The sequence below is a fragment of the Paenibacillus sp. Soil724D2 genome, assembly GCF_001427935.1.
Classification (GTDB): Bacteria; Bacillota; Bacilli; order Paenibacillales; family NBRC-103111; genus Paenibacillus_E.
The window spans coordinates 71,845-88,879 of record NZ_LMRY01000030.1 but is presented as its reverse complement, the minus strand read 5'-3'; the positions used below and the strand labels follow the sequence as shown (position 1 = coordinate 88,879).

Sequence of the window (17,035 nt, the reverse complement as noted above, 5' to 3'; positions counted from 1 at the left end):
AGTTAAAGAAAAATGAAGTAAAGCCGTTTAAACTCGCAATTTAATAAGTAATCTGTTGCTTTAGTCGACTAGTGTCCAGTATTAGGGGGTTAGACCGAATTTAGCCTCATTTCCTTTCATGGAGCTACTTTTGGGCAAAAGTGTTGTAGTTTATGCAACAATCGAGTGCTTTTCGCGGTTATTCTTGCTTTTTGTTGTACAAAATACAACAACTTGAACCAAGTATTACTGAAGAACCAAACCTATTTTGACCTAAACATTACTTGAACTGAACCAAACATTGCTTAAATTAGATTTAGCACCTTTTTTCAGGTTAATCAAAAATAAGTTAGCAATATGACTTGCTAAATATCAATCTAAAAGCACATCCCAAAAACAACATAAGCCGTTTACCCGGGATCATTAGGTCTTACCACCAATTTCAGTCCATTTTTTTAATTCACACTATAGCTTTTGGTTTAGTAATGGAATTACCGAGATTTTTTAGTATAATCGTAAATAGAGATGATAAGCTCTAACTACACTATTTCGGTTAAGGAGTCGTACAATGTCAAAAACACTAATTTTCGGACATAAAAATCCGGACACTGATTCAATCACATCAGCAATTGCTTATGCTGCACTAAAAACGAAATTAGGTCAAGAGGTTGAGGCTGTTCGTCTAGGCAGTGTGAATGGTGAAACGCAATATGCATTGGATACTTTTAAAGTTGCTGCGCCTCGTCAAGTTGAGACTGTTGCGAATGAAGCAGCTAATGTCATCTTGGTTGACCATGTTGAGCGTCAACAAAGTGCTACAGACATCGATCAAGTACGCGTTGTGGAAGTCATTGACCACCACCGTATTGCTAACTTCGAGACTAGCCACCCGCTTTACTACCGCGCAGAGCCGGTTGGTTGCACAGCAACCATCCTCAATAAATTGTACAAAGAAAACGGAGTTTCTATCGACAAAGACATCGCAGGTTTGATGCTTTCAGCTATCATTTCGGATTCCTTGTTGTTCAAATCCCCGACTTGCACGGAGCAAGATGTTGCCGCTGCTCGCGAACTTGCTGCTATTGCTGGTGTAGACGCTGAGACTTATGGTTTGGAAATGTTGAAAGCCGGAGCAGATCTAAGTGATAAAACAGTTGCACAATTGATTTCTTTGGACGCTAAAGAATTCCAAATGGGCAGCTACAAAGCAGAAATCGCACAAGTGAATGCAGTTGATGTAAATGATGTTCTTTCCCAGCAAGCTGAGATTGAATCCGCACTCAATGCCATCATCGCTGAGAAAAACCTGGACTTGTTCTTGTTTGTTGTTACAGACATTCTTAACAATGATTCCGTTGGTCTTGCTCTTGGACGCAAAGCAGATGCTGTGGAGAAAGCATACAATGTAACGCTTGTAGACAACAAAGCGCTGCTCAAAGGCGTTGTTTCACGTAAATCTCAAATCGTTCCTGTTCTTACGGATATCTTCAACAACCTGTAAGATTCAGCTTTATTACGAGGACACCGTTCTGAATGAACGGTGTCTTTTGGTTGTTTGCTCATCTTTTGGTATGATAGAAGGGAAAAGAAAGGAAGAGGTGAAGTTGAGATGGTTGATAACGTTCAGCAAAGCAATTATGAAAAGGCAACTTTTGCTGGTGGATGCTTCTGGTGTATGGTTACACCATTTGAGGAACTGCCAGGTATTATATCGGTAGTGTCAGGTTATATTGGCGGTCACACAAGCAATCCGACTTACAAGGAAGTATGCTCGGAGACAACAGGTCATGCAGAAGCCGTTCAAATTACATTTGACCCCGAACTATATCCATATGATAAATTACTTGATACATTTTGGCGTCAGATTGATCCCACTGATGCAGGAGGTCAGTTCCATGACCGCGGATCGTCTTATCGGACTGGCATTTTTGCCCATAGTGACGAGCAGAAAGAGAAAGCGGAAGCTTCCAAGCAAGCGCTTCAGGATAGCGGTCGATTCGACCGGCCTATCGTGACGGAGATTGTTCGGATTGATGCTGAAGCCTTTTACCCAGGGGAAGATTACCATCAGGACTATCATCACAAAAATCCGCAGCATTATAAGGCCTACCGCAAAGGATCAGGACGTGATTCCTATATTGAAAAGCATTGGAACACAGCCCAGGATAAAGCAGAACGTAAGCAAAAATTAACACCGATTCAATTTGAGGTAACGCAAAACAATGGGACTGAGCGGCCATTTGAGAATGAGTTCTGGGACTCTCATGAGAAAGGCCTGTATGTGGACATCGTTTCAGGCGAGCCGTTATTCAGCTCCTACGACAAATTTGATTCAGGTTGTGGTTGGCCTAGTTTCACGAAACCGGTATTCGAAGGCAGTGTGAAAGAGAAAGCAGATCATAGTCATCTCATGATACGTACAGAGGTGCGAAGTCATGAAGCGGATTCCCACTTAGGCCACGTGTTTAATGATGGCCCAGGGCCTAATGGTCTTAGATATTGCATTAATTCGGCTGCACTTCGTTTTATTCCGATATCCGACCTGGAGAAGGAAGGGTATGGTGCTTATCTTCGTTTTTTTGAAGAGAGATAAGACCTTTCAGGTGAGATATACAAAAAAGACGCTAATCAGGATCAAGATCCTGGCTAGCGTCTTTTTGAGCTACATGGATGTACGGTTTACTACATAGATAATCAGTGCAAGCACTCCAAGGGCAATAGCAAACACATAGAACAACGTAAGTCGAGACCAATTGCCTTTGGTTTTGTTATCATATTCGGGATTGCCTTCTTTATTTGCTCGGGAGTGACCAATGATCACTGTAAATAAGACTGCAGCTATCAAAATGACAGAGAAGATTAAATAATAAGCATTGCTTGACATTACAGCACCGCTTTCTGTTTTTTTTCAAGTTGTTGAGCCTATTATAAACTTAATTTTATTAAATGAAAAATGGACAGTCATTCTTTGTACCATGGGTTCAAATGGATAAGGACTTCATCTACATCTCCATGCTGTTCCATAATGGATTTCTTGATAGCGCGGGAGATATCATGACCTTGTTGGATCGTGAGCTCCCCTGGAATCGCAACTCTGGCATCAACTAAAATGTAATGACCGTGTTCCCTTGCACGAATACGATCAATTCGTTTTACCTGTGGAACCGCTTGGATTAACTGTGTATACTGGTGCAGCTTTTGGTGATCCACTGTTTTCTCCATCAAGACATCAAAGGCTTCCTTGCCCATTTCCACGGCTAATTTCAAAACCAATAATGAAACGATAATTCCCGCCGCTGCATCTCCGTAGGATAACCAGTGTATGTTATAAGTTTTACCAACAAAGGCCAATCCAATTCCAATAACTGCCGCCAGTGAGGCATAAACATCGGCAAGGTGATCCTTGGCTGTTGCAATTAGCCCCTTACTATTCGTTCTGCTGCCAATCCGCATCGTATATACATAGAGGACGTATTTCCAAACCATAGACACAGCTGCTGCAATAAAGGCAATTAAGCTAGGTGTTAGAGGATCGTGGAAAAATGCGGCTGTCGAATGATAAGCGATATAAATGGCAGCTAGCGCAAGGATAAAAGCTACAAATCCAGAACCCAACACCTCTGCTTTGCCATGGCCATAGGGATGGTCTTCATCGGCTGGAAGTTTGGAAATTTGCATTGCACTAAGTGCAGCGATCGTGGCGATAATATCACCTGCGTTATGAACCCCGTCAGCTAATAAAACCTCACTATGAAACAGCAAACCAATGACGATTTTCATGATGGTGAGAATGATATTGCTGATTAAGGATAGCCATATCGCCCAAACTGATGATTTGTTGTCGTTGTTCATCAATGATGACCTCCTACAGAAGTGTTTCCCCAAGGAAAAAAAATCCCTTGACCAAGGGTCAAGGGATTAGCTTCATTTTTATATGGGAATCTAGCAAATTATAATAGGACATGTTCAACACTTCACTTTACACAAATATCTTTGTATAATACCACACATAGCAGCAATTAACAAATCATGTTTCCATCGTCTACACGTAGGTAGAAACAAGATGGAAGGGGAGCAGAAAAAGTTCTATGTTAAAGCCTTGGTTGATTGAAATAGAACACCAATTGCTCCCGGAATTGGAGCTTTACAGTAAACAACCCTACGACCCAATTGTTGTACACTATATACCTAAGCCATGGAAACTTGTTGGTTCTGGTAATTATGCAGCTGTACTTGCGCATCCGGATTACCCTGAGATCGTTGTTAAAGTATATGCGCCAGGCAGACCGGGAATTGGAGAGGAAAAGGAAGTATATAAACGACTTGGGAAACATCCCGCATTTTCAGAATGCTTGCATGCAGGGGATCATTATTTGGTATTGCGACGTTTGACTGGAGTTACGTTATACAAATGCTTACATCGAGGGATTCCGATTCCACGCCAAGTCATTACAGACATAGATGAAGCACTCGCTTACGCAGTTAGCAGGGGCCTAAATCCTCATGACGTACATGGAAAAAATGTAATGATGAAAGATGGCAGAGGATTAGTGGTCGATGTGTCTGACTTTATGAAAATCGAATATTGTCCCATGTGGGATGATCTCAAAAATGCTTATGATCGTTTCTATTATCCGTGGGTCCGTAAAATGCCCTTTCCCGACTTTGCCTTGAATGTTGTTCGGAGAAGCTATCGTAAATGGAAGAAATACCGCAGAAAGAGCAAGTGAACCGAAATTTATATAAAAGGTAGGTTTGTTTATGAGAGTACATGAATTTGAGATCCATTCAGATTTACAACGAGCCGATTTATCGGCCATTTCTTCAAAGTCTTCTCATTTTATATCTGATATTACAATAGATTTTGAGTTTGACCATAAGCACCACACTGTGGATGTGAAAAGCCTACTGGGCATGCTTCTAGTCCCGATCAAAGCTGGAACAACGCTTCGTTTGCTCACAAAAGGCAAAGATGAGGAAGAGGCCATGCACTTTATGTTTGATTTATTTGCGCCATATCGAGGGGATTAATGACTAGGCACAATATTTGACCCTATTCTCACAAGATTGGATAGAGAATGTCCCTAAGAAAAGGGATAAAATAAAGCGTAACAAGGTAACTATACGCAATTTAGGGATGATATTGGAGGAATGTGCGAGATGGGTAAGTATCACATCGTGGTCGTTGGTTGCGGCAGCATGGCGAATGTATGGGTCGAGTATATGTTAAAACGTGAGGATAGCGACATAGTGGCGCTTGTTGATATTAAGACGGAATTCGCACAAGCCATGGCTGACCGTCATGGTCTTACCTGCGGCGTTTATACCAATCTGGAGCAAGCTATTCAGGAAAGCGGTGCTAATCTGGTGCTGGACATTACGATTCCGTCCAGCCATTTCCAGGTGTGCGGTACAGCACTCCGGCAGGGATGTGACGTCTTCGGTGAGAAGCCGATGGCCGCCACGATGGCGGAAGCGCGGGAGCTAGTGCAGCTGGCGGGGCGGACGGGAAGATCCTTCTCCGTCATGCAGAACCGTCGCTACGACGCGAACATCCGCGCACTGCGTGAAATTATTAACGCGGGCACGATCGGCCGCGTTGGTTATGTCGGCGCCGATTTCTTCTTGGGGCCGCATTTTGGGGGCTTTCGCGAGGCTATGGAAAGCCCGCTCATTCTTGACATGGCGATCCATACCTTCGATCAGGCTCGGTTTATTACTGGGGCAGACCCCGTTTCGGTGTACTGCCAGGAATTCAACCCTCCCGGCTCGTGGTACGCCGGGAATGCCTCTGCGATCTGCATCTATGAGATGTCAGACGGCACTGTGTTCTGTTACCGCGGCTCCTGGTGCGCGGAAGGGGCGCCGACCTCTTGGGAGGCGGCTTGGCGTGTGACCGGCGAGCAGGGCACCGCTCTGTGGGACGGAAGCGGCGCACCTTACGCCGAGATCGTCGCTGCCGGCGACCAAGCCGGCAAGTTCATCCGCGACTACACAAGAATGGACGCGGATGTGAACTGGCCCGGCCGCAGCGGCCACGCCGGCTGTCTGGACGAGATGTTCGCGGCGCTGGAAGAAGGCCGCCGCGCGGAGACAGACTGCCGCGACAACATCAAGAGCATGGCGATGGTGCTTGGCGCCCTCGACAGTGCAAAGCTTGGCCAGAAGGTTGATTTGAGGAACTACTGGAACTAGGACGCGGGGGTGCTGAACTGTAAGGTGACAGGGGTAACTTGTTGATTTGCTAATGTCTACGTTTCTCCTGGTTTCCGCAGCAGTTACTCCGGCTATTATAGGATATGCACTACTTCGCTCAACGCTTGGGACAAAGATGTACAGAATTAGCTGCTCCAAGTAATTAAGGCTGCTAAGCGAGTTCATATTGGATGATAAAAGCAAAGAAGAGGTTAAACAGAAAGCTCTGTTTAACCTCTTCTTGCTATTTCCCTTTAGTGAATATCTTTCTTTTTAAATCTTCCGCCTTTTACATCATGGATATTACCTATGGCGAGGAAAGCTTTGGGATCCAATTCGTCCAAGATGGACTTCAGCTTGGCTTCTTCGAGCCGGGTAATGACGCTGAAGATCACTTTCTTGTCATCCCCTGTAAAGGCGCCTTCGCCTTTAAGGTAGGTTACGCCACGGCCTAGCCGGGAGGTTATGGTATCCCCAATTTTGTCGGATTCATCGCTGATAATCCAGACAGCTTTGGATTGATCCAAGCCCTCGATGGTGATATCAATCATTTTGAAGGCAATGTAATACGCGATGAGCGAGTACATCGCATGATCCCAACCGAAGACAAAGCCTGCGCTGGCGAGAATAAAGAAGTTGAAGAACATCACGATTTCACCAACGGAGAATGGCGACTTTTTACTAAATACAATAGCTACAATTTCAGTTCCATCGAGTGAACCGCCTGAGCGAATGACTAGTCCTACACCAATACCAAGTATGATTCCACCGAAAACTGCGGCTAACAAAGGATCAATGGTAATCGCTTGTACAGGATGCAGCAGGGAGGTTCCTATGGACATAAGGATAACGGAGAATAAGGTTGAAATGGCAAATGTTTTGCCGATTTGTTTGTATCCTAAAAGTAAGAAGGGTAAATTCAAAATAACGAGAAATACGCCTAATGGGATTTTCGTCAAATGAGAGACGATGATGGATATCCCTACAACGCCGCCATCAATAATATTGTTGGGGACTAAGAAAATTTCCAAACCAACAGAAAATAAGGCTGATCCGACGATCATGAAAAAAATTCTGCGAATAAATTTAAGGCGGGTTATTTTTTGATGTTGGGAGCGTGCTTGTTCAGCTCCAGCCGATAAGTTTGACATGAAGGGTTCCTCTTTTCCACATTTCATTCAGTTGGGTCTAATGAATAATGAAGGAATGAGGCCCGTGTAACCCGATATGAATTTGAGAAAAGCTAATAACATATCTCTCAACTGTTCCCATATTTTGGATAATAGAAAAATAATAAATACAACAAATACGGTCATTTCATATTGTTTGTCATAATCTTCGTGTCTCTGAATCTGGTCTTCGTGAGCTCGTATTGTTTCTCTGGATGGCGGATGTGCTTGAACAGTTAACACATGGGACGTATTGGATAGAACGATTATATCGGTATCGAAAGAATAGTGGTGTGAAATTGGCGGTGTCAAAGGAAATACGAACAACCCAAGAATGATCCAGACCAAAATCGTCCATTGCCATTTATGTTTAATATGATGCAGGAGCATTCCCTCCAATCATGATTTGCAACCAAATTTGCTTGAATTGTAGCACTTCAGTCCCACTGAGTCAAACCTGAAAGCGGTATCATTTTTATTTTCAATTCATGAGCAGCGTGATAAGATTGGAGTATATTTGTGAATTTTGATTTGTAAGCGCGCTCATTATTTATCCCTTCTCAAAACTCCTTCTAACGCTTGACCTTAACCTAAGGTTAAGGTTTATTCTTAGGAAAACTTGAAGGAGGAATGAGCATGTCGCGAGATCATAACATTTATAAAGATAACGCAGAAACATACGACCTATTAATTAGTAAGCAGCCCTATTTAGCACAGGTGATTCATGAGATAAGGCCTTATGAACATTTGGATGTGGTGGACTTAGGGGCAGGGACAGGAAGGCTTTCTATGTTTCTGGCTGCAGATGCGAATTCACTCTGGTGTCTGGATAGTTCCAAGGCCATGCTGAATATGTTAGAAAAAAAGTTAACTACCTCATCTTCTAAGACTAACTGGCGAACGATTGTTTCCGACCATAGAGCGCTGCCAATTGAGGACGCTAGCAAAGATCTCGTCGTAGCTGGGTGGAGCTTATGTTATCTAGCTAGCTCGAATAATGTGGATTGGGAGAATAATCTGAAACAAATGATGTCTGAAATTAGACGCATTCTTAGACCAGATGGTACCGTAATTATTCTCGAGACTTTGGGAACGGGGTTTGCAAAACCGACGAGATATGATTTTTTGGCACCCTATTATCAGATGTTAGAGACTGAATATGGGTTTGAACACACCTCGCTAGCCACCGATTATAAGTTCAAAGATGTGAATGAGGCTGTTCAGTTAACCTCGTATTTCTTTGGAGAGGATTTTGGGAATCAAGTAAGGGCAAATAAATGGCATGTGGTACCTGAGTATGCAGGCATATGGTATAAGCACTTCAATTCTTAGTACCAAAAAATATCGTAACAACTTATAATGGACAATTTTCCATGGATATAGTCCAATAGACCTATAGTCTTTGTGAATCGCTTGGTTTAGAAAAAATGATCCAGCATCCTTGGGGGGAGTTTGCATGTTGAGGATCTTATTACAGAAAAACAGTTGGTTGAGGTATGTGATAGCAGGCATCGTTTCGTTCTGCTTATACATCGGTTTATCTCACATCATCACCGTTGAAGGAGCTGACAATAATCCGCGATTCATGATGCTTCGGTTAGAGGACATAGGTCCTGGCGGCTATTATAGTACACCTGAAGGGCTCGGAAAGTTGAGAGCCGTCTTTGACTATTTGCATCAGCAGCATGTTCACTACAGTATGGCGGTCATCCCGCGTTGGATCAATATAAGTCAAGACGGTACACGTTATGATCGTGCAATCGATCAATTGGATAATGATTATGTTCAAGCTTTTGATCGAGTTCTACGTGAAGCTGCGGAGCATGGCGGATCCATTGGTATGCATGGTTATACCCATCAGGTAGGGGATGTTTATCGTGAGGATGGACAGCAAGCCTCGGGTATAGGCAACGAATTTAATGTCAATGATTTGTCTGAAACTGCGACTACTGCTTTTGCCGAACAGCGTGTGCAAGAAGGTTACCGCCGTTTTCGCCTTGCTAATTTATCGCCTCATTTCTGGGAAGCGCCGCATTACCATACAACCCCAGATCAGGATAAAGTATTTCGTTCTTATTTCGGTCTCTTTTATCAACCAGATGTTACGATCGATTCCAACCCGCCTGCAGCTCAATATAAGAATGCTCTAAATAAAGGCTTCGGAAATACGTCGTTTGGCAATGTATTCGTACCGACAACTCTTTCGTATATACCTAGCGGCAAAGATGAGAAGTTTATTCTTAATCAAATGAGGAAAACAGATCGAATTAACTCTTTTTTCTATCATCCTTTTTTGGAGTTTAGCCATCTGGTGCCGGTTGTGGATGAGTGGGGCGAACAGCTACTTAAGGACGGTATACCGCAATATCAATACGCTGGTGAAAATAAAAGTGTGTTACAAAGGCTTATCACACAAATTCATTTGAAGGGTTATCCGTTCTATTCCATTCATGATTATGTACCCTTTGCACCATCTGTGAGTCTGAAGGTTGGAAGCGCGAAATCTACGCTCGTACAAATTGGTAATGTAACAAGCAGGAATCAAGCTGACATTGTGACATGGGATAAGAAGACCTCCAATCTGTCGGTCATTCAAGCTCAGTACAAAGGATTACGCAATGAAGACCAACCTGCACCACAGGTTTGGGCATCCTTGCCATATGCAGATGGCTCATCATTTACACTTAATGGGATGAAAGATGGCCATAAAAAAGGTCTTTGGGTCGTTCGACCTTCGGGCAAGCTTGAGAGCTACTCTTCAGATGGGGCTACGTTCGCACGGGAACAAATTTGGACGATTCCGGCCAAACGTTGGTACGATTTGTATGAATTGCGTCAGCCTAATGGGGACTGTATCCTTGCCGGTCAATCGCAAGATCGAAGTCAACTTCTAGGTATTTACATGCATGGTGGGAAAGTTAAAGAAATTAAGCCCTACACGTTCAGGTCCAATTCTTCAAAGGATCTACTTGTGAGAAATTTGCGGAATGAAGACAGCCAACGCTTGTTTTTGTTTAAAGAGAATACCTCCCAAGGCGTGGAATTCGAATTGGATACAGCGAACATGCAATGGAAGCTGAATAAGGTTTCACTGAACATTCCTGATGAGCTTGGCGGCGTCCGGTTCGGTGATTTTAACGGGGATGGCAAGGAAGATATTTTACGCTCTGATCCCAAAAATTTAACGAACCGAGTATATCTACAGACAACGGAGAATGAATACAAGCTGCTCTCGGTTTATGGACCATGGGGGCGAACGAATGGACGCTTAACAATTGCTGATTTCGATGGAAACGGGAAAGTGGATATCGCGATGTTACCAAACGAGGATGGTCAATTGGATGTTGCTTTGTCCTATCAGAGTCTAAATGTTAATGAATAGGAAGCATTGTGGGGGCCATTTGGCGCCCTTTTTTTGCTGTAGCAAGACAATTTACAATACAATATACAATTTGATAAAATTAGTTAGAGTTTAATAGCATTTTAAGGAAACATGATAAGGATATGCGAATCAAGGGGGATCATTTTGAGAACACCTATTTTATATGGCTCTGTGCACGTATTGTTTTATCGAAATGAAGAGGTTTTATTATTAAAGAGACAAAATACCGGGTTTCAAGACGGCAATTGGAGCGTTGTTGCAGGCAGGATGGATGGCGGTGAAGAGGTCATCGCAGCTGCAATAAGAGAAGCGGAAGAAGAAGCAGGAGTCGTCATCAAGCCTACAGATATTGAAATTATCGGTGTCATGCATCGTAAAAATACGACATCGGAGTGGGTGGACTTCTTTCTAAACGTACATAGCTGGCAGGGTGAGATAACGAATAAAGAGCCAGAGAAGTGCGAGCAATTGAAATGGTTTCATTTGAAGGAGCTGCCTGACAATATGGTTAACTATATTCGGCTTGCTTTAGAGAAGAAACAACAGGGACTCTGGTTTGAAAGTATAGGATGGTGAGAATATGACTAGTGCTAAGATCGAAATCAGAAATATCCGGGTAGAAGAAGCGAAGGACTATTGGGCGCTACGGCTTGAGGCTTTGCAAAAACATCCGAATGCATTCGGCGCTGCATATGAAGAATCGGTCTTGCTGCCAATGGAAGAAGTGGAGAAACGAATTGGTCAAGACATCAGCAATTATATATTGGGTGCTTTTACAACAGAAGGTCAGCTTATCGGTACAGTAGGATTTAAACGAGAGCAAAGTCTAAAGCTGAAGCATAAAGCCTTTATTTGGGGAGTATACGTTTCAGAGAACTACCGCGGGCAGGGGATTGCGAAACAGTTAATGGTAGAAGTGATCCGTAGAGGCAAACAATTAGAAGGTCTGAAGCAAGTGACCCTTTACGTGGTGACCACGAACGGAGCAGCTATTGAACTCTACCGCAAATTAGGTTTTGAGACGTATGGTGTTGAAAGAAATGCTTTGGAATTTGAGGGACAGGGCTATGATGAGGAAATGATGGTTCACACATATAAGGAGCAATAGTTTAAAACGGAGAGCTGCCATTGTGCGGCTCTTTTTTGCAACGATTTGGACCAGGTGAACGCTGACTGCATACAGTGTAAAAGATGATCCTATTAGACGAAGGTGATGACGTGCGCAGTGTGGTTGGAATTCTTCTAGATCGAAGAACTTATTTAGGCATTCACAGGCAGCAGACTGGGTATGAGCGAATCGATCTTTACAATAAAGCCGCTGAAAATCTCGGGATGACGCCTTTCTACATGTGCCTTCAGCATATTAGTGAGAAGTCTGCTCTAGGATTATGCTATGAAAATAAAAAGTATCGGCTTATTAGGCTGCCTATTCCAAAAGTGACGCATAACCGTGCGATGACGCTTACGCCGTATTTACAAAAACAATTAAAGCTTCTTTCCCAGTCAAGTATAGTATTCAATGGGCAAAATCGCCATGATAAACTTCGTATTCACAAGTTATTAACGACAAACAAATCAATTCGAGAGTATCTTCCTGAATCTATGGCCTACTCACGAGAACAACTGGTAGACGCTATGGAAAAATATCCATCTCTTTACGTTAAACCAACGAATAGCAGCATTGGTAAAGGGGTGATTAAAGTCACTCAGAAGGAAAACGAAGATTGGCAGCTTTGTTGGAGTAATAGCGAACCGAAAATGCTCAGTGAAAAGAAAGCCCAAGCTTTTATCCATGAAAAGGTTGGAACACAAAGCTATCTCATCCAACAAGCGATTTCTTTGGCAACATATCATGGGCGACCGTATGATCTAAGGATTTCTGCCCAACGCGGGGATAAAGGGATGTGGCAAATAACGGGTATTGCTGGCAAAGTTGCTGCATCAGGTAGACATGTTACGAATTTGGCTAAAGGCGGAGAAGCTAGGCGATGTGAAGAATTGTTTCGGGCTAGCGGCTTCGATCCTAACCGGATGAAGGCTGCTGTTGAGCAAGTTTCTTTGATGATAGCTGAAAACCTGAGTGAGCGAATCCCAACTATGGCAGATGTCGGATTGGATGTTGGTGTTGATTTTAATGGGCAAATTAAGCTTATCGAAGTGAATGGTAGAGATCAAAGGTATGAATTCAAGCAATTGAAAATGCATCAGACTTTTAATAATACGTATGAGACACCATTACGGTATGCTAAGTATCTATTAAACCGATGAAGTTTCAAAGAATCTAGCCCTATCTTCTGTGGGGCTATTACATAGGAATTAGAAGAAATGGGGATTAACACTACTATAATTGGCTTATTCAACTAGGACACAAACAACGTGATGCGAATAAACTTTAATATGGCGTTGTAAAGGTGGAATCCAAAGGTGAAAAGTCGTATATTAGTTATCAAAAAGAATTTATTGCCCTGGTACAATGAACTTGATGATCATATTGATATCGATCATTCAGACTTCCCAAGGCTTGTCCGTGAACAAATAGAAGCAATTGGCGAGTATACAATTGTCTTCATAACTCGATTTGAAACGAGATTGAAGCAAATTAGCAAGAGCAAGAATACTTAGCCAATTACCTCCGATGCTGATGTTGTAAGGTTAAGAAGTTTTTTGCTTTGCTTTATTAGTGTAATCTCGATACTCTTTATACCATTGATAGAGCCAAACTCCAAATGTGAAATAGACCCCGCTTGCCAAGTATCCGCCAATGACATCACTCGGGTAATGAACCCCAAGATAAATCCGACTCATACCAATAAGGATGATCATAACGACACAGAGAATGATGATGATACTTCTTCCTAGTCTCGTAGAGAGATGCCGCCAAAGTAGAAAGGCAAGAGACGAGTAAAGAGCGAAAGCTTCCATGGAATGTCCGCTTGGAAAGCTGTAGCCAGTTTCCTGTACAAGTCTATGCAGATCGGGTCTTTGACGAACAAAATATAATTTGAGGAGAAGATTAATAATGGCGGTACCAGCAACGATGGCGATAAAGAAAATGAGCTCATAACGATGATGTAAAACAAAATAAAGAAAAAGTATTGCAGAGAGCGCAATGACGACAACTATCGGGGTTGAACCAATGAAGGTGAATACTTTCATGAGTAGGGTAAGCCCAGGCGATTCCATTCCTTGAATGAAGGTAATCACATTGTGATCGAATTGCACGATTCGTTGGCCCTGAATGAGGGTAGCAACTAAGGAGAAGCAGATAAGAGAGAGGATACAAAGAATAAGAACATAAGTAATCTTAAGTTTTGGGATCATGGTAGTTCTCCGACTTCACAATATTTAGTGTTTACAAATATTTAGTATAGCATAAGGTTTATTTATGTATACGAGCCTGTGGCATTCATCGTTTTGAACATGCGAAGCGGTTATAGGTGATTTAGAGTTTTTAGAGTTTGAATCTCTCGATCTGGTCCCATTTATTCTCGAGTTCTAATATTCGCTTTTGCATGGGGCCGAAGAGATCGAAGTGAGGATAGGAAGGACTATGGTGAATATATTGCGGGTTGAGTCCATGTGATATACACCATTGGGATAACCGATCCAAATCCGAACAGCCCACCTTCGTGACGGTTCGAATGCCAACAAAGCGATTATCCAGCCAGTAATGAGTCAAAAAGGCAATCTCGCCGCGGCTTACGGCAGCCTTCCATTGGTGAAGTTCTTCTCTTTTTATGCCAAAGGCCATTTTGATTCCATCCTTTTTGCTTAGAATTCTTAAAAGTGTGTTATAATTATACAATATAAGACAAGATGAGGCAGGGAATGACCTGCTTCTTTTTATTTTTAAAAATGAATTTGGCTTTTGTATTGCTTCATACCCATAAAAACAAGTAAAATAGAAGAGAATCATTATTTGATCGATGTAGTGCCAACGATGCCAACTAGGGATTGGATCCTTTTCAATGAGGAAGAACCATACGGTCAGCATGTTTTTACCCACAAGAAAATAAACGGTTTAAAGGAAAAGGGGACATTTAAAAGTGAACGTTCATTTAAATTTTACGAACAAGGGAAAACTGGTTATTGAAAATTTTAACAATGAGGAATTAATTGAAATTTTCAGCCGATACATCAACACGTTAACGAAGAAATACGCGGTAGATGTTAAGGTTCTTGCAGAAGCTAATCAGAACATTGTCGAAGACGGTTCATTTAAAGTTATCCTTTCCAATGTACAGTGTGATGTTGAAACTTTTTTCAAAGAACTCGGAAGAGACATTAAAGTGCCTTTGAAAAAAAGATCAGATGGAAAATTGGAGAATGTATTTAAAATTCAGGTTATTGATTAAGTTACGGAGGCTTGTATGCTTAGTTTAGAAGAAAAATTAGCTATCGTGGAATCTTTTCCCGAGCTAGAGCGGAAAAATGTATCCCTTGGACGGATCAATTTCCATTATGAAGATAGTGCTTATGATAAGAAGACTGTAGTTTATCACCTGCACCCAAACGGAAACGGATTTGTATACGCTGAATATATCAAAGGATATGCTACGGACAGCAAGGGGTTTATCAATATCCGTGATTTCAGCGCGGAAGAGCTGCGAGACATTATTGAGAAGTCGATTCATTCTTTAACGGGTCAGACATCTAAGAAGCTTCCAAAGTTGGATACTGAACAACAAGAAGAGCATTGGATCGATGAAGACGGCCATCTCTTGGTCGTTACCTTCGTTGAAGATTTATGGTATATCTATGCTGGCAGCAATCTAGACTGCGCTTTTGAAACCTATGAAGAGGTCCAAGAGTATTTGGAAGAAGAAGGATTCACTAAAAAGTAAATCTTATTGGTACAAATTAAGAAAACCTCATCTACGGATGGGGTTTTCTTTCATAAGGAATGCTGTCAAATAAGAAGCTGCTGCTAAAATTGTACCAAAAACTAGGTAGATCATCGGATGACAGTAGAAAGGAAGTTCTTCACAAGCTAAAACATATCCGCTCTGTAGTAACAAGTTATGACCGGGTGATGGAAGAGTTTCCAAAATTCCGAGTAAATAAATGAAAACCACTTTTTCGATGAATAAAATGAATAGCAGGGAGAACGAGGCAAAGATTTTACCCATGTAAGACTGATTCCGAACCCAATACCCTATTGAAAAATAAGGGACTACGGAAAAGAGAAGGCCATAGTATAAGCCTGACTTCGTGATAGATCTGTCATAGGGAACACTTGAAAAAATAGGGTATGACAGGGCTGCTAACGCAAAAGTTAACCCGTACAAGCTAATGAACAAGACGGCTAATTTCAAGGAATGCGGGAGAATATTCTTGTAGGTTCTATCGGAAAGATTCATTTGATCAGCTCCAGCCAGGAACGTAATTGGAAGTATTAACCATATAACGATAACACGTAAGTGATATTGTGAGCAACTTGCCCTCACTAAAGGGCTATTTGTGCTATAATTGATGGAAAATTGATCTAGCAGCAATAGAATCTAGTGGGGGTATATTCGTGAAATTTAGACCTTGCATCGATTTACACAACGGTAAAGTGAAACAAATCGTAGGTGAGACATTAAGTACAGAGGGAAAGGAAATCATTGAAAATTTTGTTTCCTCTTTTGACTCAACCTATTATGCCGCGATGTTTAAAAGAGATCATCTACTTGGAGGTCATGTCATCATGCTCGGTGACGGAAATAAGGATGAAGCTGTAAGTGCGCTACGTGAGTATCCCGGCGGTTTGCAAATTGGCGGTGGTATTCAGGCGGAGAATGCCAGCTACTATCTTGAGCAAGGCGCCTCGCACGTAGTTGTGACCTCCTATATTTTCCGAGACGGGCAGCTGAATATGGACAATCTTAAACGAATCGAAGCTGAGGTTGGAAAACACAATTTGGTCATAGATCTAAGCTGTAAAGAGAAGGATGGCAAGTGGTTCGTTGCTACAAACCAATGGAAGCAATTGAGTAACTTTGAATTGAATAAAGAAAATATTCGGTTTCTTGAACAATATTGTGATGAGTTTCTGATTCACGCTGTTGATGTAGAGGGCAAACAAAGCGGGATTCAGCAAAGCCTGGTCAGTACGTTGGCAGATTGGGTTGTAATTCCTACTACCTACGCAGGAGGGGCAAGATCATTCGCGGATCTTGAGCTGTTCAAAGAGTTGTCCAGCGGAAAGCTTGATATTACCGTTGGTAGTGCCTTAGATATTTTCGGTGGCAAGCTCTCTTATGATGAAGTCGTGAAATATATGAACGAGTTAACTTAGTTGGAAGCAGCAGATACCTTATAATTAGGG

Annotated in this window: 20 protein-coding genes; 14 read left to right on the top strand and 6 right to left on the bottom strand. The window is 42.2% G+C overall.

From position 1 onward, the window contains the following. Positions 1–547 precede the first annotated feature (547 nt). Entirely contained in the window at positions 548–1,480 is a 933-nt protein-coding gene (locus ASG85_RS23505) for a manganese-dependent inorganic pyrophosphatase (RefSeq protein WP_029198317.1), read from the top strand. Between the two features lie 108 nt (positions 1,481–1,588). Then, positions 1,589–2,572 carry a peptide-methionine (R)-S-oxide reductase MsrB gene (msrB, locus tag ASG85_RS23500; protein WP_057304648.1) on the top strand — a complete coding sequence of 328 codons (984 nt, stop codon included), beginning with the start codon at positions 1,589–1,591 and terminating at the stop codon, positions 2,570–2,572. Between the two features lie 69 nt (positions 2,573–2,641). Here msrB and ASG85_RS23495 read toward each other — a convergent pair whose 3' ends face one another. Together ASG85_RS23495 and ASG85_RS23490 are read right to left on the bottom strand one after the other, a co-directional pair. Continuing rightward, a complete protein-coding gene (locus ASG85_RS23495) occupies positions 2,642–2,863 on the bottom strand; it encodes a hypothetical protein (protein ID WP_057304647.1) in 222 nt (73 codons plus the stop codon). Positions 2,864–2,940: 77 nt separating this feature from the next. Continuing rightward, positions 2,941–3,831: a cation diffusion facilitator family transporter gene (locus ASG85_RS23490; protein WP_060647896.1), complete on the bottom strand. Its 891-nt coding sequence runs from the start codon at positions 3,829–3,831 to the stop codon at positions 2,941–2,943. Between the two features lie 236 nt (positions 3,832–4,067). On the opposite strand from ASG85_RS23490, the gene ASG85_RS23485 reads away from it, so the two are divergent. The 3 genes from ASG85_RS23485 (at position 4,068) to ASG85_RS23475 (ending at position 6,174) form a co-directional block, all read left to right on the top strand. Continuing rightward, complete coding sequence (locus ASG85_RS23485; RefSeq protein WP_057304645.1) at positions 4,068–4,709, top strand: hypothetical protein; 642 nt, start codon at positions 4,068–4,070, stop codon at positions 4,707–4,709. 31 nt (positions 4,710–4,740) lie between these two features. Beyond that, positions 4,741–5,010, top strand: coding sequence for an HPr family phosphocarrier protein (locus ASG85_RS23480; protein ID WP_057304644.1), 270 nt, complete (start codon positions 4,741–4,743; stop codon positions 5,008–5,010). Positions 5,011–5,139: 129 nt separating this feature from the next. Beyond that, positions 5,140–6,174, top strand: a complete 1,035-nt coding sequence (locus tag ASG85_RS23475) for a Gfo/Idh/MocA family protein (RefSeq protein ID WP_060647895.1) — start codon at positions 5,140–5,142, stop codon at positions 6,172–6,174. 254 nt (positions 6,175–6,428) lie between these two features. Here ASG85_RS23475 and ASG85_RS23470 read toward each other — a convergent pair whose 3' ends face one another. Beyond that, positions 6,429–7,325: a YitT family protein gene (locus ASG85_RS23470; protein WP_060647894.1), complete on the bottom strand. Its 897-nt coding sequence runs from the start codon at positions 7,323–7,325 to the stop codon at positions 6,429–6,431. 27 nt (positions 7,326–7,352) lie between these two features. After that, positions 7,353–7,733: a hypothetical protein gene (locus ASG85_RS39355; RefSeq protein ID WP_060647893.1), complete on the bottom strand. Its 381-nt coding sequence runs from the start codon at positions 7,731–7,733 to the stop codon at positions 7,353–7,355. A 246-nt stretch (positions 7,734–7,979) separates the two neighbouring features. Here ASG85_RS39355 and ASG85_RS23460 point away from each other — a divergent pair, with 246 nt between their 5' ends. The 6 genes from ASG85_RS23460 (at position 7,980) to ASG85_RS23435 (ending at position 13,347) form a co-directional block, all read left to right on the top strand. Beyond that, positions 7,980–8,675 (top strand): class I SAM-dependent methyltransferase, encoded by a 696-nt coding sequence (locus ASG85_RS23460; protein ID WP_060647892.1) that lies wholly within the window; start codon positions 7,980–7,982, stop codon positions 8,673–8,675. 124 nt (positions 8,676–8,799) lie between these two features. Next, the gene (locus ASG85_RS23455) at positions 8,800–10,725 is read left to right on the top strand and encodes a DUF2334 domain-containing protein (RefSeq protein ID WP_060647891.1); all 1,926 of its coding nucleotides are present in this window, start codon (positions 8,800–8,802) and stop codon (positions 10,723–10,725) included. Positions 10,726–10,869: 144 nt separating this feature from the next. Beyond that, complete coding sequence (locus tag ASG85_RS23450) at positions 10,870–11,301, top strand: NUDIX domain-containing protein (protein WP_060647890.1); 432 nt, start codon at positions 10,870–10,872, stop codon at positions 11,299–11,301. Positions 11,302–11,305: 4 nt separating this feature from the next. Continuing rightward, the gene (locus tag ASG85_RS23445) at positions 11,306–11,833 is read left to right on the top strand and encodes a GNAT family N-acetyltransferase (RefSeq protein ID WP_060647889.1); all 528 of its coding nucleotides are present in this window, start codon (positions 11,306–11,308) and stop codon (positions 11,831–11,833) included. Between the two features lie 110 nt (positions 11,834–11,943). After that, positions 11,944–12,993, top strand: a complete 1,050-nt coding sequence (locus ASG85_RS23440; protein ID WP_162257285.1) for a YheC/YheD family protein — start codon at positions 11,944–11,946, stop codon at positions 12,991–12,993. A gap of 156 nt (positions 12,994–13,149) precedes the next feature. Beyond that, positions 13,150–13,347 carry a hypothetical protein gene (locus ASG85_RS23435; protein WP_057304635.1) on the top strand — a complete coding sequence of 66 codons (198 nt, stop codon included), beginning with the start codon at positions 13,150–13,152 and terminating at the stop codon, positions 13,345–13,347. 30 nt (positions 13,348–13,377) lie between these two features. Here the strand turns inward: ASG85_RS23435 and ASG85_RS23430 are convergent, their stop codons facing one another. Together ASG85_RS23430 and ASG85_RS23425 are read right to left on the bottom strand one after the other, a co-directional pair. Beyond that, the gene (locus ASG85_RS23430; protein WP_060647887.1) at positions 13,378–14,046 is read right to left on the bottom strand and encodes a phosphatase PAP2 family protein; all 669 of its coding nucleotides are present in this window, start codon (positions 14,044–14,046) and stop codon (positions 13,378–13,380) included. Between the two features lie 130 nt (positions 14,047–14,176). After that, positions 14,177–14,476: a hypothetical protein gene (locus tag ASG85_RS23425; protein ID WP_057304650.1), complete on the bottom strand. Its 300-nt coding sequence runs from the start codon at positions 14,474–14,476 to the stop codon at positions 14,177–14,179. 295 nt (positions 14,477–14,771) lie between these two features. Between ASG85_RS23425 and ASG85_RS23420 the strand changes: the two genes are divergently transcribed. From ASG85_RS23420 to hisA, 3 genes are all read left to right on the top strand, one after another. Continuing rightward, entirely contained in the window at positions 14,772–15,080 is a 309-nt protein-coding gene (locus ASG85_RS23420; RefSeq protein WP_057304633.1) for a hypothetical protein, read from the top strand. Positions 15,081–15,095: 15 nt separating this feature from the next. Next, positions 15,096–15,569, top strand: coding sequence for a hypothetical protein (locus ASG85_RS23415; protein WP_057304632.1), 474 nt, complete (start codon positions 15,096–15,098; stop codon positions 15,567–15,569). 674 nt (positions 15,570–16,243) lie between these two features. Beyond that, positions 16,244–17,005: a phosphoribosylformimino-5-aminoimidazole carboxamide ribotide isomerase gene (gene hisA / locus ASG85_RS23405; protein WP_057304630.1), complete on the top strand. Its 762-nt coding sequence runs from the start codon at positions 16,244–16,246 to the stop codon at positions 17,003–17,005. Positions 17,006–17,035: the final 30 nt, after the last annotated feature.